The following is a 19,228-nucleotide window of genomic DNA, read 5'->3' on the forward strand; positions in this document are numbered from 1 at the left end:
CTTATTATTTTAATCAAACAAAAAGTGTTCATTTTTATGACATGTCTATACTGACATGTCGAAAATATGAACATGGATAACCGCAATGACCCAGGCGTTCAGTGTGCAAGACCTCGAATACCTCACGAACCTGGGGCCTGCCGCGCTGAACGACGGGCCCATCGCCGCGTTGGAACAGGCGTGGCGAGAGTGCCTGGCTGGCCAAGTCGTGCGTCCGGACGGGGTGCGCCAAGTCATCTGGGATTCCTGGCGACGCAGTGTCGAGGCGGGTATCGAGCCCGGTCACAACGACTACCGCTTTGTTGCGCCTCATGCGCTGGCGGCGACCCTGGCCCACCATCGCGCCCTGATCGCCGCCGCCGCGCAGGTCATGCATGGATTACTGGCTTACAACCCGCGCGGGCATATCAACCTCACCGATGCCGAGGGCACGACGCTGTATTTTTGCGGGCTGGACATCACCCCGGTGGGCAGTCGCTTGCTCGAATCGGTGCAAGGCACCAACTGCACCGGCCTGGCCCTGGCCGAAGATCGCCTGGTGTATGTGCTGGCGGAAGAAAATTTCGCCAGCGGCCTGCGCCAGCGCCACATGCACTGCGCCGCCGCGCCGATCAAGGATGCCCAAGGCCAGACCTTGGCCATGCTCACCCTGACCGCCGAGCCCGGCTGGTTTCATTTCCATACCCTGGGCACCGTTCAAGCGGCGGCCGAAGCGGTGTCGCGGCAGATGGCGCTGCAGGTGTTGCTGGAAGAACAACAGGCCGTGCTCGAAGTGCTCAACGAAGGTTTGGTGGTGCTCGATGAGCGTGGCTGCATCAAGGCACTCAACCGTTATGCGCGGCAACTGTTCGGGGTGGGGCGCGAGTTGATCGGCAGTCCTTTCCAGCGCCTGGGCCGCAGTGAACTGAGCGACGCGCTAGGTGAGCCGGTGCGCGACCGCGATTGCACCTTCCACTTGCACGACGGCAGCCAACTCGCCTGCCTGGTTTCGGTATGCCCACTGGAGCAGGGTGGAGTGATTGTGTCGGTGCGCGAAAACCGCCGTATCCGCGAGATTACCCGGCGCATTATCGGCACCCAGGCGCGCTATACCTTCGAGACCATCCTGGGCACCTCTCGGGCCATACAAGATGCACTGCACCTGGGGCGCATTGCCAGTCGCAGCGAGTCCACCACCTTGATCCTCGGCGAAAGCGGCACCGGCAAGGAGCTGTTTGCCCAGGCCATTCACAACGGCAGCGAGCGTTGCAACGGCCCGTTTGTGGCAGTCAACTGCGGCGCGATCCCACGGGACCTGGTGCAGAGCGAACTGTTCGGCCACGTCGAAGGTGCGTTCACCGGCTCGGCGCGGGGTGGGGCGGCAGGCAAGTTCGAACTGGCGGATGGCGGCACCATCTTCCTGGATGAAATCGGCGACATGTCCTTCGATGCCCAGGTCAGTCTGCTACGGGTTTTGCAGGAGGGTGAAATCACCCGCGTCGGGGCCAAACAATCGCGGCAAGTCGACGTGCGCATCATCGCGGCCACCCATCGCAACCTGAGCCAGGCGGTGGCCGAGGGCGCGTTTCGTGAAGACCTTTACTACCGACTCAACGTGCTGAACCTGAGCGTGCCGCCACTGCGCATGCGCCGTGACGATATCCCATTGCTGGCGCGGCACTTCCTGCAGCGCTGTGCCCGCTCGCTACGTAAAACGGTGCAAGGTTTCGCGCCGGATGCGTTGGCGTTGCTGTCAGCCCATGGTTGGCCGGGCAACGTGCGGGAACTGGAAAACGTCATTGAGCGGGCGACCAACCTGGCGATGGGCGAGCTGATTCAATCGGCTGACTTGCCGTTGGAAACCCAGCAACGCACCACGTTGCGCGCCTACCAGCCCCAGCCCGCGCAGGATTTGAGCAGCCATGAAATGCACGCCATCGTTGCCGCGCTCACCAGCACCCACGGCAACATTCGCCTGGCCGCACAGCAACTGGATGTGTCGCGGGGCGGGCTGTACAACAAGATGAGTCGGTTTGGCTTGAGCGCCGCCGATTTCCGTGAGCGCTGAAACCTCAAGCCAACCCGATCAGTTGCACAGGTTTTCCGGGGTCACTATCTGCGGCGGTATATGCACGCGGTGCCTCAAGGGGTCAAACCCCTCATCACTCTGCAAGCGCACCAGCAACTCCACCAGCGCCACGGCCGTTTGCCGTGGCTGCGAGTCCATCACCACATCAATCAAGCCGTTGCTCAATGCCTGACGCGACAACGGCGTGGACTCTTGCAGGATGCAGCACAGCGCCGGGCGCTTGGGCAGTTGGGCCAAGGCGTTGATCACACCGTCGCCACCACCGCCGACCACGCATAACCCACGCAAATCGGTATGGCGGCTGAGCAGGTCGAGGGTGGCTTCTTCGGTGATGTCGCAGTTATCCAGGTTGATCAGCGGCTCCAACGGCTTGAGCCCCGGCGCGTGTTCGGCCAGGTAGCTGTGCAAGCCCTCGACCCGTGCCTGATGCCCGAGAAAACGGTGGCCACCCAACAGGATGCCCACGCTGCCTTTGCGTGCGCCGCAAGTGCGCGCCAGCAGCCAGCCCATGGTGCGCCCGACCACGTGGTTGTCCTGGCCCACATAGGGTTCGGCGGCGTGTTCATGGATGTCCGAGAGCAGGGCAACCACCGGCACGCCCGCTGTGCGGATCTGCGCCAGGCAGGCGTTGATCAATGGGTGGGCGAAGCTGACCACCGCGAGGGCGTCGCACTGCACGGCCAGTTGTTCGATTTGCGCGACGATGGCGCCGGGCGTGCGGTCGTTGATGTAGTCGAACTGGCAGCTCAAGTTGGCGGTGGCGTGATGCTGCGCGGCCTCGCTGATGCAGTGTGCCAACTGCGCATAGAACGCTTGGGCGGTCCCCAGCAACAGCACGCCGAAACGGTAGGTGGGCCGGCGCTCGCGAATGCGTTGGCCGATCAGCCGTGCGGCGAAATAGCCCACCGCTTCGGCGGCCTGGAACACCTGTTCGGCGGTGCCGGGGTTGACCGGCGCGCGGGCGTTCAACACGCGGTCGACGGTGGCTACGCTGAGCCCCGCCTGGGCGGCAACGGTGGCGATGGTTGGGCGTTTGTTGTTGTGCATGGCAGGCCCCTTGAGCGTCTTGATAGAAAACTATCAAGCTCCGCTGGGCCTGGATGATAGCTTGATAGGGAATGGATTCAAGGCCTTGAGGGTGATTTAGCCGCGCTCTATGGTTGGTTTCGCAAAGCCCCTGAAACCCACGCTTGCGGAGAACAATAACAATGCCTGAACACACCGCTCACCGCGCTCGGCGCGACTACAGCCTCACCGGCCCCGAAGCGGCCCGCGCCGCCGACAAGGGCCTGGTCTCGGCCCGTTGGTACCAGTCGCCCATCCCGCGCAATCGCATGAAAGCCCTGATGCAACGCCGCGACGCTCCGGCGTTGCTCGACACCGCCCTGTGGTTCTCGGCGTTGTTGGCCACTGGTGTCGGCGGCTACTGGTTCTGGGGCAGTTGGGCCTGCGTGCCGTTCTTCATCGCCTACGGTGTGCTTTATGGCACGGCCTCCAACCCGCGCTGGCACGAAACCGGCCACGGCACGGCGTTCAAGACCCGCTGGATGAACGATGCGCTGTACCAGGTGGCGAGCTTCATGTGCCTCTTCGAACCCCACGTGTGGCGCTGGAGCCACGCCCGTCATCACACCGACACCATCGTCGTCGGCCGTGACCCGGAGATCGTCGAACCGCGCCCGCCCAGCTTATGGATGATGGCCCTCAGCCTGTTCAACCTGCCCCTGGCCTGGAAGACCTTCAGCGGCGTGGCCCGCCACGCGCTCGGGCGAATGAGTGCCCAGGAGCAGGACTTCATCCCCGAATCCGAGTGGCCCAAGGTGTACCGAGATGCGCGTATCTGGGTCGGTCTTTATGCGGTGATCATTGGCACTGCGCTGTACCTGCACAGCTGGTTGCCGCTGATGCTGGTGGGCCTGCCCAGCCTCTATGGCGCGTGGCTCGGCTACCTGTTTGGCCTCAGCCAGCACGTGGGCCTGGCCGAAGATGTGCTCGACCACCGCAGCAATTGCCGCACCATCTACATGAACCGCGTGCTGCGCTTTATCTACATGAACATGAACTACCACCTCGAACACCACATGTACCCGATGGTGCCTTACCACGCGCTCAGCCAGCTGCACGAAGAGATCCGCAGCGACTGCCCACCGCCGTATGCCAACCTGTGGCAGGCCTACCAGGAAATCATTCCGACGATCTGGCGCCAGCGCAGCGACCCCAGCTACTTCGTCCAGCGCCCCACCCGTGGCGAGCAAGCTCGCTCGCCACAGAGTAAGAGCCAGTCATTGGAGATAAATGCATGAACGATCAATGGATCGACGTCTGCGCCGTGGGCGAAATAGAAGCAGAAGACGTGCTGCGCTTCGACCACGGCGCGCAGACCTACGCGGTGTTCCGCTCTGCCGAGGATGAATTCTTCGCCACTGCCGGCCTGTGCACCCACGAGAAAATCCACCTGGCCGACGGCCTGGTGATGGACCATGTGATCGAATGCCCCAAGCACAACGGGCGCTTTGATTACCGCTCTGGCAAGGCCTTGGGCGCGCCGGTCTGCGTCAATCTGAAGACCTACCCGGTGCGGGTGGATGCGGGGCGAGTACTGCTCGCCGTCACGGCCGAAGGATGAACGCCCCCCTGATCATCGTCGGCGCCGGCCATGCTGGTGGCCGTGCGGCACTGACTTTGCGTGAAGAAGGCTACGGCGGGCGCCTGATCCTGATCGGCGATGAAGCGCACTTGCCCTACGAGCGGCCACCGCTGTCCAAGGGCTTGCTGCAAGGCTCGACCGACCTGGCGCAATGCAGCCTGTGCGACAGCCAGCAGTTGGCGGCGCTCGAGGTAGAGCATATCGCCGCCAACCCGGTCAGCCGCCTGGAGCCGCAGCACCACCGGTTGCAACTGGCCGATGGCCAATGGTTGAGCTATGCCGGCCTGCTGCTGGCCACCGGAGGCCGGGCGCGGCGTTTGCCCCAAGAGCAGGCGAATGTCTTTTACCTGCGCACCCACGATGAAGCCTTGGCCCTGCGCGATAGGTTGCGCCCTGGCGCTAGGTTGGTAGTGGTTGGCGGTGGTTTTATCGGCTTGGAGGTGGCGGCGACCGCGCGGGGCCTGGGCTGCGAGGTGACGTTGCTGGAAGCCGGGCCACGGCTGGCAGGGCGGGTGTTGCCGCCGGTGATCAGTGACGCGCTACTGGCATTGCACCGTGAGCAGGGTGTGGACGTGCGTTTGAACGTTGCCCTGGAATGCATCCATGCCGACGCCGTGCAACTGGTCGACGGGCAGCGGCTGCCCTGCGACCTGGTGGTGGTCGGCATTGGCATGCAGCCCAACATCGAGTTGGCCGCAGCGGCGGGCTTGGACGTCGGGCAGGGCATTCGTGTCGACGCGCAGTTGCGCACCAGTGCGACGAATATCTACGCGGCGGGGGACGTGTGCGAGTTTCGCCTGGCGGGCCTTTATCAGCGCCAGGAAACCTGGCGCAACGCCGAAGCCCAGGGCCGTCTCGCGGCGTTGAACCTGCTGGGGCGCCAGCTGGCGTTCGAGACGATCCCGGGTTTCTGGTCCGATCAATACGCGTGGGGTTTGCACACCGTCGGGGTGATGACTGCGCTGATGGTTCGCCGGCAATTGCCCGAAGGCGGCCTGCTGCTGTTCTACCTGGACGACCATCACCGTTTGCAAGGCGCCTGCGGTTGGGCCATGGGTAACCGCGCAGCCAAGGACATCAAGCTGTGCGAGCGCTTGATCACCGCCCACATCCCGCTCAACCCGGCCAGCCTGGCCGACCCTGACGTCTCCCTGAAGCCATTACTGCGAGGCTGACATGCGCCAGTTCTTAGTATTCCAATCGATGTGGGCCATGCAAACCGAACCCGGCAGCCTGGAAGCGCAATTGGACCGCATCGCCGCCGCCGGTTTTGATGGCATCACCGACCATTACTGGGCGCCGGCGTCGGTGCAGCGCCTGCACGCGGCGGCCACGGCCAGGGGCTTGCAGATTGAAGGGCAACTGTTCCCGCAATCGGTGGAAGATCTAGCCAGGACATTGGAGGTGATCAGCCGTCACGGCTGTCACCACCTCACCTTGCAAGCCGACGTGCGCCCGCGTACCCAGGCCGAGGCGGCCAGGCTGATCGACGGCTGGCAACGCCTGGCCGAACAGGTGGACTTCCCGATCCTGCTGGAAACCCACCGTTACCGGCTCACCAACGACCTGTTGTTCACCCTCGACCTGCTGGCACAGATGCCCGATCTGAAACTGCTCGCTGACCTGTCCCACTACGTCGTCGGGCGCGAATTGCCCGAGCCTGGCAGCGAGGTGGACGATGAGCAGATCCAAAAGATCCTGCGTCACAGCTGGGGCTTTCATGGCCGCATCGCCAGCAGCGAACAGGTGCAGGTGGGCCTGGATTTTCCCCAGCATCAGCCCTGGGTCGAACGCTTTACCGGTTGGTGGCGCTACGGGATCGAAGACTGGCTGGCCCGCGCCGAGACACCCCAGAGCCTGTCCTTCACCTGCGAACTGGGCCCGCCACCTTATGCGATCACTGGCGCGGATGGTCGCGAGCTCACCGATCGCTGGGCCGAGGCTTTGAAGCTCAAAGCGCTGATTCGCCAGGTGTGGGCCAGTTGTCAGGGATGATCTGCTAACCTGCCGGGGTTCAAACCGACCTTAGCCAGTGGATCGCCTTCATGAAAACCTGCCCCGTCCGCCCCCCGCTCGAACCGCAATCGGTGTGCCATCCGATCACCAGCAGCGCGATCTTCATGGTCGCCACCCTGGCGCCCGATGCGCTTGAAAACGTGCGGGCCTGGTGCGCCGACATCGCAGGCCTGGTGCGCTCGGTAGGCAAGCGCGTGCCCTCGGGCAACCTGACCTGTGTTTGCGGGTTTGGCTCGGATGCCTGGGACCGCCTGTTCGGCGCGCCGCGCCCGGCGGCCTTGCATCCGTTTCGCGAGTTCGGTGTGCAAGGGCGCAAGGCGGTGTCGACCCCAGGCGACATCCTGCTGCATATCCGTGCCGAGCAGATGGACCTGTGTTTCGAGCTGGCGACCCAACTGATGACGGCCCTGGGTGATAGCGTGCAAGTGGTGGATGAGGTCCACGGCTTTCGGTACTTCGATATGCGCAGCATCATCGGTTTCGTCGACGGCACCGAGAACCCGGTGGGGCGCAAGGCCGAGGCCTTCACCCTGGTGGGCGATGAAGACCCTGAGTTCGAAGGCGGCAGCTATGTGCTGGTGCAGAAATACCTGCACAACATGACCGCGTGGAATGGCTTGACGGTGGAGGCTCAAGAGAAGGTGATCGGGCGCACCAAATTGTCGGACATCGAACTGGACGAAGACGCCAAGCCGAGCAACTCCCACAGCGCGCTGACCGTCATCACCGACGAGAGCGGTGAGGAAGTGAAGATCCTGCGCGACAACATGCCCTTTGGCCGCCCAGGCGCGGGCGAATTCGGCACTTATTTCATCGGCTACGCACGCTCGCCTCAGCCCCTGGAACAGATGCTGGAAAACATGTTCGTCGGCCGCCCGGTCGGCAATTACGACCGCTTGCTCGACTTCAGCACGGCCGTGACCGGCGGCCTGTTCTTCGTACCCTCGGCCGACTTGCTCGAAGCGCTGGCCGACCGCCAATAACCTGTAGGAGCGAGCTTGCTCGCGAAAAAACCAAGGCCACCGCGAACATACAGAATGCCCGCGTTATCGTTGACGTTTTTCGCGAGCAAGCTCGCTCCTACAAGGGTCAGGTAAGCAGGCCGGTGCTGACGGCCACGATCAAAAACACCCCCAGCAACGCACGGTAGATCACGAACGGCCAGGTGGAGAAACGCTCCAGAAATTTCATCAGGCCCCAGATGGCAAAGAACGCCGAGATGCTCGCCACCACCAAGCCAAAGATCAAGTGCGGCCAAGCGTGGGCGGGCAGGTCGGCGCGCAGCAGCACCCACAACTCTTTAAAACCGGCCAGGGCGATGGCCGGCAGGCCCAGCAGGAAGGAAAACCGCGCCGCTTCTTCGCGTTTGAAATTCAGGAACAGCGCCGCGGTCAACGTGGAGCCCGAACGCGATACGCCCGGTATCAACGCGCCAATCTGCGCAACTCCCACAATCAAGGCATCGCGCAGGCGCATTTGGCTCACGTCGCGTGTATGCCGGGCACGCAGTTCGGCCACTGCCAGCAGCACCGCCATCACCACGCAGGAAATGCCGATCACCATCAGCCCGCGCAACGGTGAGTTGCAAGCATTCAAGGTCGACGACAACGCCAGCCCGGCAATGCCAATCGGAACAGTTGCCAGCACAATCGCCACGGCCAGCTTGAACCAGCGGTCATTGTAGTCGCCCCGGCGCGCCGCACTGATGCTGCCCGTGGTCACCTGGCGCACATCGCGCCAGAAGTAACTGACCACCGCCGCCAACGCCGCCAGTTGCATGGCCGCAGAAAACGCCGAGCCGGGGTCTTGCCAGCCGAGCAGGGCGGGCACCACGCGCATATGGGCGGTGGACGACACCGGCAGCAATTCAGTAATGCCCTGGATCACGCCCAGGATGAAGATCTGCAGGTAATCCAGGGAGGCAAAGCCCACATCCAGGCCGGCGGTACAGACGTTGGTCAAAATACGTGTCCTTGAGCAATAGGGAGAAACCGGCGAAGTTTATTCTAAATGTTTCAGGATTTCGGCCAAGGCAACTGCTATTTACAATCGGTTCAGCCAATAGAAAGGATTCGCCAGGCCATTGGCGTGGGCAGCACTTTTGTGAACAATGGCGCCCTGCGTTTTTCCACCGAGAGCCCCATGCCTGAAACCACCGTCGAATTGATCCAGACCGGCCCCGAAGAAGCCGAACTGATCCGCAATCTTTACCAGTACTACGCCTACGAGTCTTCGGACTGGGAACAGGAAGATGTCGAGGCCGATGGGCGTTTCTACATCCACGACGAACACCTGGCCCGCTACTGGAGCGACCCGCAATGGAGCGCCAACCTGCTGCTGGTAGACGGCTATATCGCCGGTTTCCTGTTGATCGAAAGCAGCGAACTGCCGGGCATCGACGCCCTGGAACTGGCTGACCTGTTCATCCTCAAGCGCTACCGCCGCAAAGGCATCGGCCGTGCCATTGCCAGCCAGGTGCTGTGCAGCGGCGCGGCCAATTGGTTGGTGCGTTTCTATGATCAGGACGAGGTGTCCCAGGCGTTCTGGCGCACCGTGCTGGATAACTTGCCGCGTCCGGTGCAGATGATTGAACTGGAGGATGATCCGCAGTTGGTGAGCTACCTGATTACCCGAGCTTCGTTGCATTGACGGGCTGGGGCATTCTCTCGATGAGCATCGATATCTGAACAAGGCTGTGGCGATCAACCCCGTAACCACGATGCGAAGCGAGCCGCTCGTGATCTTGCTCTTGATCTGCTCTTGATCTGCTTTTGATCTTGATCTTAAGCGCCCCGTCAAACCACGCTGGCCGGAATTCGACAGGGATTTGGGGGGTAAACCGGCAGGGATGCCGGTTTAGCCGCCCCGCGCCATGGATGGCGCGTGGCGGCGGCCCCCCAAATCACTGGCGGATTACGGGCACACCGAGCCTAAGCGAGGTGCCGAGTGGTGGGGCAAGAGCCATTTGGTTACTTTGGGGCTTTTCCAAAGTGACCCGCCGTCAGGGCGGAACCCTAAGTGGCCGTTACCGCAGGAATGGATATGTACGCAATCCAACTGTGTCGACTGTCAGGCCGCCTTCGCGAGCAAGCCCGCTCCCACAGTTTGATCGCGGGGTGTCAGGTAGGTAAGTGTCGGCTGGTAGGCCGCCATCGCAGGCAAGCCAGCTCCCACATTTGGATCATGGCACTTCAGGTAGATAGGAGTCGGCTGTCAGGCCGTCACGGGCCTAGCCCGGGTTGAACAACACCTGCTGCATCGCCTGAGGCGGCTGCCCGAACGCCCTGAGAAACGCCTGGCGCATGCGCTCGCGATCACCAAACCCGGTTTCGCGCGCCACCACCTCCACCGGGTGCCGGCTGGTTTCCATCATCGCCCGCGCAGCTTCCACCCGCAGGGCTTCGATAGCTTTGGCCGGGGTCTGCCCGGTTTCTTCGCGAAACACCCGGCTGAACTGGCGCGGGCTTAACCGGGCAACGTCGGCCAGGGCCTCCACGGATAAATCCTGAGTGAGATTCTCGCGAGCGTAAGCCAGGGCCAGCTGCACGCGGTCGGACTTGGGGTCCAGCTCCAACAAGGCCGACAATTGCGACTGCTCGCTGCCGCGACGCTGGGCAATCACCAGCTTGCGCGCAATACGCCGGGCCAGGTCGCTGCCCAGATCGTCCTCCACCATCGCCAGCGCCAGGTCGACCCCGGCACTCATGCCCGCACCGGTCCACACCTGGCCGTCGACAATGAACAACTTGTCTTCTTCCAGGCGGATATCCGGGTAACGCTTGCGAAACGCGGGTGCGTGGATCCAGTGAGTGGTGGTGCGCTTGCCAGCCAGCAGCCCAGCCTCGGCCAGCACAAAAATGCCCATGCATAACGACGCCACCCGGCGCGACTGCGCGGACGCGGCCTTGACCAGCTCCAGCAGGTTGGCTTCCGGCAGGCGAAACTCCAGGTAGCCACTGACAATCAACGTGTCATAGCCCTCCGGCCGCAGCGCGCTGGTGTTCACCGAAAAGCCCTGGGAGGTCATCACCGCGCCACCGCTTTCCGACACCAGGTGAAACTCATAGGCCGGCTCGCCGCGCAGCAGGTTGGCACACTCGAACACCGAGCCCAGGCTGAGGCTCAACGACTGGAAATTCGGGTAAACCATCAGCGCAACGCTGTGCATTGCATCTCTCCAAGGGGCGGGGGAGTGGCGATTGTCGGCGTGTGCCCGGCAAACGGCAACCGACTTTGGTGCATGTCCGAAATCCTTGCGGATATGACATTGTGAGCCAATGCCGCGCTGCCTAACATGAGCCCAACGCACTAGACGACTGGTCTAATCGCAGAGGGGCAAGCATGAGCAACGCAAGCAGCAGTGCGCGGCAAGCGATTCTGGAACGGGCGCAATCCATTGTCGGCGCCAAGGGGTTTTCGGCGGTGGGCTTGAACGAAATCCTGCAAGCCGCGCAAGTACCCAAGGGCTCGTTTTATCACTACTTCAACTCCAAAGACGCCTTTGGCGTGGTGTTACTCGATACCTATTTCGACCAGTACGTCGAGGGCATGCAGCAGCTGTTAGATCAGCCGGGCTCAACCCACCACGCCAAGCTGATGCGCTATTGGCAAGGCTGGATCGACAACCACACCGGCTGCACCGACGCCGGCAAATGCCTGGCCGTGAAGCTTGGGGCTGAGGTCTCCGACCTGTCAGAACCCATGCGGCTGGCGCTGCAACGCGGCACTTCGCGCACCATCGATTTGCTTGCCGTGGCCCTGCAACGCGGCGTCGAAGACGGCTCGCTCAGGTTCGCGCAGGCCCCCGAAAGCCTGGCCAGGCGCTTGTATGCGCTATGGTTGGGAACCAGCGTCATGGGCAAGATCACCCGTACCACCGCGCCGTTCGCTGAGGCGCTGCTGCTGACCCAACAGCTGTTGGGCGGCCCTGAAAACCCTGTTATTCACATCGATCGAGGCACTGGAAAATGAAAGTATTAATGGTACTGACCTCTCACGACCAGCTTGGCGATACCGGGCGCAAGACCGGCTTCTGGCTCGAAGAATTCGCCGCACCTTATTACGCGTTCAAGGACGCTGGCGCCGAGGTGGTGTTGGCTTCCCCGGCCGGCGGCCAGCCGCCGCTGGACCCTAAAAGCGATGAACCGGATGCGCAAACCGAGCAGACCGAGCGCTTCGCCAAAGACTCGGCTGCGCAGCAAGCCTTGGCCACCACCGTGAAGCTGGACTCGGTCAACGCCGCCGACTTCGACACGGTGTTCTACCCAGGCGGCCACGGCCCGCTGTGGGACCTGGCGGAGTCGCCGGTGTCCATCGCCCTGATCGAAGCCTTCGAGCGGGCCGGCAAGCCCATCGGCTTTGTGTGCCATGCACCGGGTGCCTTGCGTCACGTCAAGGCGGTTAACGGTGAGCCATTGATCAAGGGCCGCCGCGTCACCGGGTTCTCCAACTCGGAAGAGGCCGCCGTGCAGTTGACTGAAGTCGTGCCGTTTCTGATTGAAGATGAATTCAAAAAACTGGGCGGCCAGTATGAGAAGGGCGCTGACTGGCAATCCTTCGTCCTCGTCGATGGCTTGCTGGTGACTGGGCAAAACCCAGGCAGCTCCAGCGAAGTGGCCAAGGCCCTGCTGACACTCTGCGCTTAAGTTAATCAACCGATCTACACGGTGGCGACTCCCAGGAGTCGCCACGGTTTTCGTTCGTCCTGAATTTGGAATATCGCCGTGCCTGACTGCATCCTGAACACCCCGATCAAGCTGGGGCATCACCGCTTGAACAACCGCGTCGTACTGCCGCCGCTGACCCGCCAGCGCAGCGCCCAGCCGGGTAATATCGCCACCGACCTGATGGCCGAGTATTACCGTCAGCGGGCCAGTGCCGGGTTCATGGTCAGCGAGGGTACGCAGATCGAACCCCGGGGCCAGGGCTACGCGTGGACGCCGGGCATTCATACACCGGCGCAAATCCAGGGTTGGCGCAAAGTCACCGCAGCGGTGCATGCCGAGGGTGGGGTGATCTTTGCCCAGCTATGGCACGTGGGGCGGGTGTCCCATAACGCGCTGCAACCTGACGGTGGTGCGCCGGTGGGGCCGTCTGCGCTGGCTGCGGTGCAAGCCAAAGCCTTCATTGAGACCGGGCCGGGTGTGGGTGAACTGGTACAGCCCCCCGTACCCCGTGCCTTGACCACGCTGGAAATCGAAGAGCTGGTGGGGCACTACGCCCAGGCTGCACGCAATGCCCTGGACGCCGGGTTCGACGGTGTGGAAATCCACGCGGCCAACGGCTACCTGGTCAACCAGTTCATCTCGGCCCATTCCAACACTCGTGAAGATGAGTACGGCGGCTCGCTGGACAATCGCCTGCGCTTGCTGCGCGAGATTGTCGAAGCCGTGTGCAAGGTGGTGGGGCCGGAACGCCTGGGCGTGCGCTTTTCGCCGCTGTTCAGTGGCACCGACCAGGACCGGGTCTACATCGGCCTGGTGGAGGAAGACCCGCACCCTACCTATATCGAAGCGATCAAAGTGCTGGAAGCGTCGGGCATCGCCTATGTGTCCATCGCCGAAGCCGATTGGGACAATGCGCCCGACCTGCCCGAAACATTCCGCCAGGCCGTACGCCGCACCTTCAGCGGCAGGATCATCTATGCCGGCCGCTACACCGCCGAGCGTGGTGCACGCTTGGTAGAGGCCGGGTTGGCAGACTTGATTGCCTTCGGGCGGCCCTTCATCGCCAACCCGGACTTGCCCCAGCGGCTGTTCAATGGCTGGCCGTTGAATGCGTTGAAGGCCGAAGGCTTGTATGGCGGGACAGAGGCGGGGTATGTGGATTATCCGGTGTATGCCCAACACTAGTGTGGGAGGGGGCTTGCAACCCCTCTGCACATCAAAAATGCCTCAGTCCACCCGCAACACAATCTTGCCGATATGGTCCCCACCTTCCATCCGCGCATGGGCCTGGGCGGCGTCGGTGTAGGCGTAGACCTGGTCGATCATTGGCAGGCAACGCCCGGCACTGAGTAGCGGCCACACGTGTTCGCGCAGTTGCTCGGCAATCTCGGCCTTTTCTTCGCGGGTGCGGGCGCGCAGCAGTGAGCCGGTGATCACCGCGCGTTTGCCGAGGATGGTCAGCAGGTCGACGTCGTTGGCCTTGGCGCCACCGAGGAAACCGAGGATCACCAGGTGGCCGTCCATGCCCAAGGCCTTGAGGTTGTTGTTCAGGTACGAGGCACCCATGATGTCGAGGATCACGTTGACGCCTTTGCCATCGGTCTGTTTGGCGATGACCTCGGCAAAGTCCTGTTCGCGGTAGTTGATAGGCTCGGCGCCGAGCTTGGCAATCGCTGCGCATTTGTCGGCGCTGCCGGCCGTGGCGAACGCCTGGATGCCCAACTCCTGGCAGAGCATCAACGCGGTGGTTCCGATGCCGCTGGTGCCGCCGTGGATCAAGACGCGCTGGCCTTTATGGGCGCCGCCGAGGCCGAACAGGTTGGCCCACACCGTAAAAAACGTTTCCGGTACGGCAGCGGCCTGAATCCAGTCCATGCCCGCCGGGATCGGCAGCGCCTGGCTGGCCGGCACCGCGCAATACTGCGCATAGCCGCCACCATTGGTCAGGGCGCAGACCTTGTCGCCCAGGCTGTACTCGGTGACGCCATCACCCAGCGCCACCACTTCACCGGCCACTTCCAGGCCTGGGATCGGGCTCATGCCGGGCTTCATCGGGTATTTGCCCGCGCGTTGCAAGGCGTCTGGGCGGTTGACCCCGGCGGCGTGCACGCGAATCAGAATCTCGCCCGGCCCGGCCACCGGTACGTCGGCGCTGCGCGGCTGCAAGACCTCGGGCCCGCCAGGGGTGGTGATTTCGATCAGGGTCATTTCTTGGGGGAGCGTCATGGAAAAGTTCCTGTAGCGATGAGCGTATGGGTTGGGACCGTAGCGCGGGGTCGGCAGTTCAGCAAGATCATGCCGGGTTCTTCGGGCAATGCAAACGCAGGATTTCAGCACAAGCCTGCAAGTGCGGCGACGCGGTGTTGGACACACTGACTGTCGGTCATTTTCGACGCAAACAGGTGGCATATGAACCAAGCAAGAAATCAGGACATCGGGCTGTTGTTTCTGCGGGCCAGTGGGGCATTGTTCCTGCTGTGGGTGCATGGGTTGCCCAAGTTGCTGCACTACAGCGAACAACTGAAGCTGATCGAAGACCCCTTTCACCTGGGCGCGTCTATCACCTTGCTGCTGGCGATTTTCGCCGAGGTGCTGTGCCCGTTGCTGATCATCGCGGGCGTGCTGGTGCGCCTGGCGTGTCTGCCGATCCTGGCGGTGCTGGTGATTGCGTTGCTGGTGGTGCACCCGGAATGGACGCTGTTCGAAGGGCAGTTCGGTTGGCTGCTGCTGATCATCTTCACCAGCGTGCTGATCGCAGGGCCAGGGCGGCTGGTGTTGAGCCAGCGCTTTGCCTGAAAAAAAAGGCCGGGTGAACCCGGCCTTTTGCCTTCTGTAGGAGCGAGCTTGCTCGCGAAAAACTCATAGGCGCCGCGTTCATTCAGCAAGCACGCGTTATCGTTGACGTTCTTCGCGAGCAAGCTCGCTCCTACAAGTGCATCGAGGTATCAGCGGTTCAGGAACGCCAACAGGTCTTCGTTGAGCTGTTGAGCGTGGGTCACGGCAAACCCGTGCGGCGCATCCTTGTACACCTTCAATTGCGCGCCCTCGATCATCTGCGCCGCGACTTTGCCGGTGGTGTCGAACGGCACGATTTGGTCGCCGTCGCCATGGATCACCAGGGTCGGCACGTCGATTTTGGCCATGTCCGGGCGGAAGTCGGTTTGCGAAAACGCGGTGACGCAATCCACGGTGGATTTGAGCGACGCGAGCATGGCGATCTGCAGGGTTTGACTGAGCACACCCTCCGAAACGTGCTGGCCTTTATTGAGACCGAAGAACGGCGTGTTGAAGTCGCTGATGAACTGCGCACGATCCTTCAACAGGCCGGCCTTGATGCCATCGAACACCTCGCCAGGCACGCCTTGGGGGTAATCGGCTTGCTGGCCGAAGATCGGCGTGACCGCGCCCAGCAACACCAGGCCGGCGACGCGGGCACTGCCGTGGCGGGCGATGTAGCGCGCCACGTCGCCGCCACCCATGGAGAAGCCCACCAGGGTCACGTCCTGCAGGTCCAGGTGTTCGATCAACTGGGCGATATCGTCAGCGAAGGTGTCGTAGTCGTTACCGGTCCATGGCTGGTCCGAGCGGCCAAAGCCACGACGGTCGAACGCAATGGTGCGAAAGCCACGGCTGCTCAGGTATTCCATCTGGTATTCCCACATGTCCGCATCCAGCGGCCAGCCATGGCTGAACAGCACGGGCTTACCGCTGCCCCAGTCCTTGAAGTAGATCTGGGTACCGTCTTTGGCAACGAATGTGCTCATCTGAAACTCCTTGCAGGGCTGAAAAAGGGCGGTGAAAAAACCGTATCACTATTGCCGTAAACCGGGGCCCAGGCTTGTATGGGTGTGCTTGTCTCACCAACTGAACTTGAGCTCCATGCCCAGGTAATTGCTGTCGTGCCCACCGGCATCACGCAGGGTCTGGCCAACCGCGTAGTGCACCGCCTCGACCGCACCGCTGAGGTTGGGCGTAAAGGCGTAGTCGGTGCGCAGTTGCCCGTAGGCGCCGGTCCAGCGCTCACCTTGGCCCGCCGTGCCCGCCACGGCCAGGTTGGGCTGGGTGTAGACGGCGTCTGCGGTGGTCTGCCGCCACAGCAGGCCGACAGCGGTTTGCACGCTGAGCTTGGCGATGGGCTTGACGGTAATCGACGGCTTGACGTGGATCAGGTTGCTGTAGCCGGTATAACCCGCCAGGGAAAAGTAATAGCCATTGGGGAACAGCGGGTTGAAGGTGCCGACCCGGCCGTCATGGGCCTTGCGGTCACCGGAGGCGATATCCAGTTGAAGGCCGATACGCGGCTTCCAGGCCAGCGTGTCAAAGGTGTAGCCGGTGCGGCTGCCACCGGCCCAGGCGCGAATCGTCTTGCTGCCCACCGAGCCGCGTTGCAGCATGGCTTCGACATCCCAGTCGAACCCCTGGGCTGCGCCACCGAGGCGGGCGTCCAATAACTGTCGGGTCTCTTCGCCGTCGGCATCCAGGTAATGGGCGGCGCTGCGCTCGTACACGCCGTAATAGGCCGACAGCTCATTGGTGCCGCCCACCAGTCGCTCGACCCGCAGCATGTGGAAGCGCGCATCGCTGTTGGAGTTGTCGTCGAAATGCCGGCCATCCTGGTACTGCACCGGTTGGCTGGCGATCCCGATAAAACGCCATTGCGGCGTTTCCCAGTCCGCCCACAACGCATCGAAGGACTGCCGCACATTCGGGCCGTCCCGTGACGAGATGAAACGCTGCAAGTCGAAGGCGAAATCCTGGCGGCCAGCCCGTGCCTTGAAGGTGCCAGCGCTGAAGGTCTTCACGTATTCGGCAAAGGCCAGGCGCAGGTCGACGCGGTTCTGGTCGGCACCGCCAATGGTGGTCTTGTCATAGGCCCGCACATCTTCCAACTGGGTGAACAGCCGCCAGTGTTCGTTCAGGTGCAAGTCGGCGTGCACCTGAAAGCGCTGGATCAGGTAGCGGTCACGCGGTACATCGCGCACGCCGAACCCGCTGGCGTCGTTCATCTCGAAGCGTTCACGCAAGGTGGCGCCCAACGATAAGTAGGTGAACGGGTTGGCGGCGGACAGTGGGACGTACTTGAGGTTGTCCAGCGGTTGCGTGCGCAATGCCGGGTCCTTGAGCACCGACCAGTCTTCCTGCCAGCGGTTGGCCTTGATCGCCGGGCGTACCAGCTGGTCGTCGGCCTGCACGCTGCCAGCAAGCAACGGCCACAGCACAGCCAGGCTCCAGCCTGCGTGACGCATCATTTTGCCGCGCTGAGTTGGTGGATTTCTGCGACATAACCGCCCGGGAACTCCACCAACGCACTGCGCCGACCTTTGCTGTCGAACGCCGGCACCAGCACTGTGGCGCCAGAGCCAGTGGCCTTGCCCAGGGTGGCGGCCAGGTCGGTGACCTGATAACCGGTGGTGTCGTGGCCGAACGGGTAGGGCAGTTGGCCGTTGGTGACCAGCACCACCATGCGCCCGAACGGCGATTCGATATCAACCCGGCGGTAGTGGCCGCCGGCCTGGCCGACATCAACCCCTGGGGCGTGCTTGTCGTCGCTCAACACCTTGCCGTGGGAGAAACCCAGGAACGCCTTGATAAACCGCTCGGCGCTGCCGCTGGACACATACACACGGTTTTCCGGCACGGTCTCGAAGGCGGCGTAATCCGGGGTCTTGGTGTGCCAGTACAGCTGCATGTTCACGCCGCCTGGCCATTGCACCACGGCGTCACGGCCGATGGGGTCGGGGAAATCGCTGACGATCACGTCGGCGCCATTTTCCCGCGCGGCCTTGAGGGCCACGTCCATGTCCTTGACCAGATAGCCGTTGCGTTCCTGGCCGAAGGGGTGGGGGACGGGGGTGGTAAAGCCGAACAACGACACGGTGCCCGCCGGGGTCTGGAGCAATTGCGAGGTGGTGCTGCTCGGCACCGGCAGCACGTTGACCACGACCTGGGGCGTGCTTTTGCCGCCGAAGGTGGCGAGGAAACTCTGGGCAAAACGGTCCACATCGGCCGGTGCCACATAGACATGGCTGGTGTCGTACTGCGGTGCCACGGCCACGCTTGGGGTGGCGGCGAACGCGCTGTTCATCATCGCACTTGCCAGCAGCGTCAATGCCAGCGATACCTTGGTTGTTGTGTTGCCCATGCCCGTTCTCCAGCGCTTCTGAGGGTTTGAAAGCGGTGAGGTTAGGGGGGCAGGGCGGTGGGGAATTGTATGGACGTGCTCGGTTGAACGTTTCAGCTATGCGGCCCAGGCAGCTGACGCCGATCTACCTGACACCCCCGAGATCAACCTGTGGGAGCTGGCTTGCCTGCGATGACGTCCTGACAGTCGACACCTATCTACCTGACACCCCCCCGATCAAATTGTGGGAGCGGGCTTGCTCGCGAAGGCGGCCTGACAGGCGACACGGTTGGATTGTGTACATATCCATTGCTGCGGTAACGGCCACTTAGGGTTCCGCCCTGACGGCGGCTCACTTTTGAAAAGCGCAAAAGTAAGCAAAACGCTCTTGCCCCACCACTCGGCACCTCGCTTAGGCTCGGTGTGCCCTCACTCCGGCTTGAATCCGTGGGCCGCCGTCATGGGCCATCCTTGGCCCAGGACGGCTAACCCGGCGTCCTGCCGGGTTACCCACGAATTCAAGCCTGCGTTCGGCCAGCGTGGTTTAACGGGGCGCCTAAGATCAAAAGCGGCTCGCTTCGCATCGTGGTTACTGTGGAGTGTGCAACCTGCAAGTTGTGTATCTACTGCACTACCGCTTTCGCAGGAAAGCCATAATGCCAGTCAGTTAAGGCTTTTTTGTAGGAGCGAGCAAGCTCGCTCCTACAGAA

18 protein-coding genes are annotated in these 19,228 nt (G+C 62.5%); 11 read left to right on the forward strand and 7 right to left on the reverse strand.

Annotation, left to right across the window (positions count from 1 at the left end; all coding sequences use genetic code 11):
* The first annotated feature begins 85 nt into the window (after positions 1 to 85).
* Positions 86 to 2,047, forward strand: a complete 1,962-nt coding sequence (locus MF6394_RS23140) for a sigma-54 interaction domain-containing protein (protein WP_044272342.1) — start codon at positions 86 to 88, stop codon at positions 2,045 to 2,047.
* A gap of 18 nt (positions 2,048 to 2,065) precedes the next feature.
* Here the strand turns inward: MF6394_RS23140 and MF6394_RS23145 are convergent, their stop codons facing one another.
* Positions 2,066 to 3,115 (reverse strand): LacI family DNA-binding transcriptional regulator, encoded by a 1,050-nt coding sequence (locus MF6394_RS23145; protein ID WP_047710616.1) that lies wholly within the window; start codon positions 3,113 to 3,115, stop codon positions 2,066 to 2,068.
* 161 nt (positions 3,116 to 3,276) lie between these two features.
* Here MF6394_RS23145 and MF6394_RS23150 point away from each other — a divergent pair, with 161 nt between their 5' ends.
* The 5 genes from MF6394_RS23150 to MF6394_RS23170 are packed head-to-tail and all read left to right on the forward strand — an operon-like array spanning position 3,277 to position 7,714.
* Positions 3,277 to 4,371 carry a fatty acid desaturase family protein gene (locus tag MF6394_RS23150; protein ID WP_078467651.1) on the forward strand — a complete coding sequence of 365 codons (1,095 nt, stop codon included), beginning with the start codon at positions 3,277 to 3,279 and terminating at the stop codon, positions 4,369 to 4,371.
* Positions 4,368 to 4,694 (forward strand): MocE family 2Fe-2S type ferredoxin, encoded by a 327-nt coding sequence (locus tag MF6394_RS23155; protein WP_044272333.1) that lies wholly within the window; start codon positions 4,368 to 4,370, stop codon positions 4,692 to 4,694. Before MF6394_RS23150 ends, MF6394_RS23155 begins: the two co-directional genes overlap by 4 nt.
* Positions 4,691 to 5,890, forward strand: a complete 1,200-nt coding sequence (locus MF6394_RS23160) for an NAD(P)/FAD-dependent oxidoreductase (RefSeq protein ID WP_069558714.1) — start codon at positions 4,691 to 4,693, stop codon at positions 5,888 to 5,890. Before MF6394_RS23155 ends, MF6394_RS23160 begins: the two co-directional genes overlap by 4 nt.
* A 1-nt stretch (position 5,891) precedes the next feature.
* The gene (locus MF6394_RS23165) at positions 5,892 to 6,710 is read left to right on the forward strand and encodes a sugar phosphate isomerase/epimerase family protein (RefSeq protein WP_078467652.1); all 819 of its coding nucleotides are present in this window, start codon (positions 5,892 to 5,894) and stop codon (positions 6,708 to 6,710) included.
* A 50-nt stretch (positions 6,711 to 6,760) separates the two neighbouring features.
* Positions 6,761 to 7,714, forward strand: coding sequence for a Dyp-type peroxidase (locus tag MF6394_RS23170; RefSeq protein ID WP_078467653.1), 954 nt, complete (start codon positions 6,761 to 6,763; stop codon positions 7,712 to 7,714).
* A gap of 106 nt (positions 7,715 to 7,820) precedes the next feature.
* Here the strand turns inward: MF6394_RS23170 and MF6394_RS23175 are convergent, their stop codons facing one another.
* Entirely contained in the window at positions 7,821 to 8,693 is an 873-nt protein-coding gene (locus MF6394_RS23175) for an undecaprenyl-diphosphate phosphatase (RefSeq protein ID WP_078467654.1), read from the reverse strand.
* Positions 8,694 to 8,741: 48 nt separating this feature from the next.
* Between MF6394_RS23175 and MF6394_RS23180 the strand changes: the two genes are divergently transcribed.
* A complete protein-coding gene (locus MF6394_RS23180; protein WP_078467655.1) occupies positions 8,742 to 9,380 on the forward strand; it encodes a GNAT family N-acetyltransferase in 639 nt (212 codons plus the stop codon).
* A gap of 580 nt (positions 9,381 to 9,960) precedes the next feature.
* On the opposite strand, the gene MF6394_RS23190 is transcribed toward MF6394_RS23180, so the two are convergent.
* Positions 9,961 to 10,899, reverse strand: a complete 939-nt coding sequence (locus tag MF6394_RS23190) for a GlxA family transcriptional regulator (RefSeq protein ID WP_044272318.1) — start codon at positions 10,897 to 10,899, stop codon at positions 9,961 to 9,963.
* Between the two features lie 173 nt (positions 10,900 to 11,072).
* Between MF6394_RS23190 and MF6394_RS23195 the strand changes: the two genes are divergently transcribed.
* The 3 genes from MF6394_RS23195 (at position 11,073) to MF6394_RS23205 (ending at position 13,582) form a co-directional block, all read left to right on the forward strand.
* Positions 11,073 to 11,702 carry a TetR/AcrR family transcriptional regulator gene (locus tag MF6394_RS23195; RefSeq protein ID WP_044272315.1) on the forward strand — a complete coding sequence of 210 codons (630 nt, stop codon included), beginning with the start codon at positions 11,073 to 11,075 and terminating at the stop codon, positions 11,700 to 11,702.
* Entirely contained in the window at positions 11,699 to 12,376 is a 678-nt protein-coding gene (locus MF6394_RS23200) for a type 1 glutamine amidotransferase domain-containing protein (RefSeq protein WP_044272312.1), read from the forward strand. The genes MF6394_RS23195 and MF6394_RS23200 overlap by 4 nt, the downstream gene beginning before the upstream one ends.
* A 78-nt stretch (positions 12,377 to 12,454) precedes the next feature.
* Positions 12,455 to 13,582 (forward strand): alkene reductase, encoded by a 1,128-nt coding sequence (locus tag MF6394_RS23205; protein WP_078467656.1) that lies wholly within the window; start codon positions 12,455 to 12,457, stop codon positions 13,580 to 13,582.
* Positions 13,583 to 13,624: 42 nt separating this feature from the next.
* Here the strand turns inward: MF6394_RS23205 and MF6394_RS23210 are convergent, their stop codons facing one another.
* Positions 13,625 to 14,623 carry an NAD(P)H-quinone oxidoreductase gene (locus MF6394_RS23210; RefSeq protein WP_044272306.1) on the reverse strand — a complete coding sequence of 333 codons (999 nt, stop codon included), beginning with the start codon at positions 14,621 to 14,623 and terminating at the stop codon, positions 13,625 to 13,627.
* Between the two features lie 183 nt (positions 14,624 to 14,806).
* Between MF6394_RS23210 and MF6394_RS23215 the strand changes: the two genes are divergently transcribed.
* Positions 14,807 to 15,193, forward strand: a complete 387-nt coding sequence (locus MF6394_RS23215; RefSeq protein ID WP_047710623.1) for a DoxX family protein — start codon at positions 14,807 to 14,809, stop codon at positions 15,191 to 15,193.
* A gap of 149 nt (positions 15,194 to 15,342) precedes the next feature.
* Here MF6394_RS23215 and MF6394_RS23220 read toward each other — a convergent pair whose 3' ends face one another.
* From MF6394_RS23220 to MF6394_RS23230, 3 genes are all read right to left on the reverse strand, one after another.
* A complete protein-coding gene (locus MF6394_RS23220; protein ID WP_078467657.1) occupies positions 15,343 to 16,161 on the reverse strand; it encodes an alpha/beta fold hydrolase in 819 nt (272 codons plus the stop codon).
* Positions 16,162 to 16,254: 93 nt separating this feature from the next.
* Entirely contained in the window at positions 16,255 to 17,646 is a 1,392-nt protein-coding gene (locus MF6394_RS23225; protein WP_078467658.1) for an alginate export family protein, read from the reverse strand.
* Complete coding sequence (locus MF6394_RS23230; RefSeq protein ID WP_078467659.1) at positions 17,643 to 18,539, reverse strand: VOC family protein; 897 nt, start codon at positions 18,537 to 18,539, stop codon at positions 17,643 to 17,645. The genes MF6394_RS23225 and MF6394_RS23230 overlap by 4 nt, the downstream gene beginning before the upstream one ends.
* Between the last annotated feature and the right edge of the window lie 689 nt (positions 18,540 to 19,228).

It is taken from the genome of Pseudomonas sp. MF6394 (assembly GCF_002018845.1).
Taxonomy (GTDB): domain Bacteria; phylum Pseudomonadota; class Gammaproteobacteria; order Pseudomonadales; family Pseudomonadaceae; genus Aquipseudomonas; species Aquipseudomonas lactis.

What these genes read in the sequence shown, in the direction of transcription:
- MF6394_RS23210 (WP_044272306.1), bottom strand. Translation starts at nt 14,623, where the DNA reads ATGACGCTCCCCCAAGAAATGACCCTGATCGAAATCACCACCCCTGGC.
- MF6394_RS23200 (WP_044272312.1), top strand. Translation starts at nt 11,699, where the DNA reads ATGAAAGTATTAATGGTACTGACCTCTCACGACCAGCTTGGCGATACC.
- MF6394_RS23220 (WP_078467657.1), bottom strand. Translation starts at nt 16,161, where the DNA reads ATGAGCACATTCGTTGCCAAAGACGGTACCCAGATCTACTTCAAGGAC.
- MF6394_RS23170 (WP_078467653.1), top strand. Translation starts at nt 6,761, where the DNA reads ATGAAAACCTGCCCCGTCCGCCCCCCGCTCGAACCGCAATCGGTGTGC.
- MF6394_RS23195 (WP_044272315.1), top strand. Translation starts at nt 11,073, where the DNA reads ATGAGCAACGCAAGCAGCAGTGCGCGGCAAGCGATTCTGGAACGGGCG.
- MF6394_RS23225 (WP_078467658.1), bottom strand. Translation starts at nt 17,646, where the DNA reads ATGATGCGTCACGCAGGCTGGAGCCTGGCTGTGCTGTGGCCGTTGCTT.
- MF6394_RS23140 (WP_044272342.1), top strand. Translation starts at nt 86, where the DNA reads ATGACCCAGGCGTTCAGTGTGCAAGACCTCGAATACCTCACGAACCTG.
- MF6394_RS23145 (WP_047710616.1), bottom strand. Translation starts at nt 3,115, where the DNA reads ATGCACAACAACAAACGCCCAACCATCGCCACCGTTGCCGCCCAGGCG.
- MF6394_RS23165 (WP_078467652.1), top strand. Translation starts at nt 5,892, where the DNA reads ATGCGCCAGTTCTTAGTATTCCAATCGATGTGGGCCATGCAAACCGAA.
- MF6394_RS23180 (WP_078467655.1), top strand. Translation starts at nt 8,742, where the DNA reads ATGTTTCAGGATTTCGGCCAAGGCAACTGCTATTTACAATCGGTTCAG.
- MF6394_RS23155 (WP_044272333.1), top strand. Translation starts at nt 4,368, where the DNA reads ATGAACGATCAATGGATCGACGTCTGCGCCGTGGGCGAAATAGAAGCA.
- MF6394_RS23150 (WP_078467651.1), top strand. Translation starts at nt 3,277, where the DNA reads ATGCCTGAACACACCGCTCACCGCGCTCGGCGCGACTACAGCCTCACC.
- MF6394_RS23215 (WP_047710623.1), top strand. Translation starts at nt 14,807, where the DNA reads ATGAACCAAGCAAGAAATCAGGACATCGGGCTGTTGTTTCTGCGGGCC.
- MF6394_RS23230 (WP_078467659.1), bottom strand. Translation starts at nt 18,539, where the DNA reads ATGGGCAACACAACAACCAAGGTATCGCTGGCATTGACGCTGCTGGCA.
- MF6394_RS23160 (WP_069558714.1), top strand. Translation starts at nt 4,691, where the DNA reads ATGAACGCCCCCCTGATCATCGTCGGCGCCGGCCATGCTGGTGGCCGT.
- MF6394_RS23190 (WP_044272318.1), bottom strand. Translation starts at nt 10,899, where the DNA reads ATGCACAGCGTTGCGCTGATGGTTTACCCGAATTTCCAGTCGTTGAGC.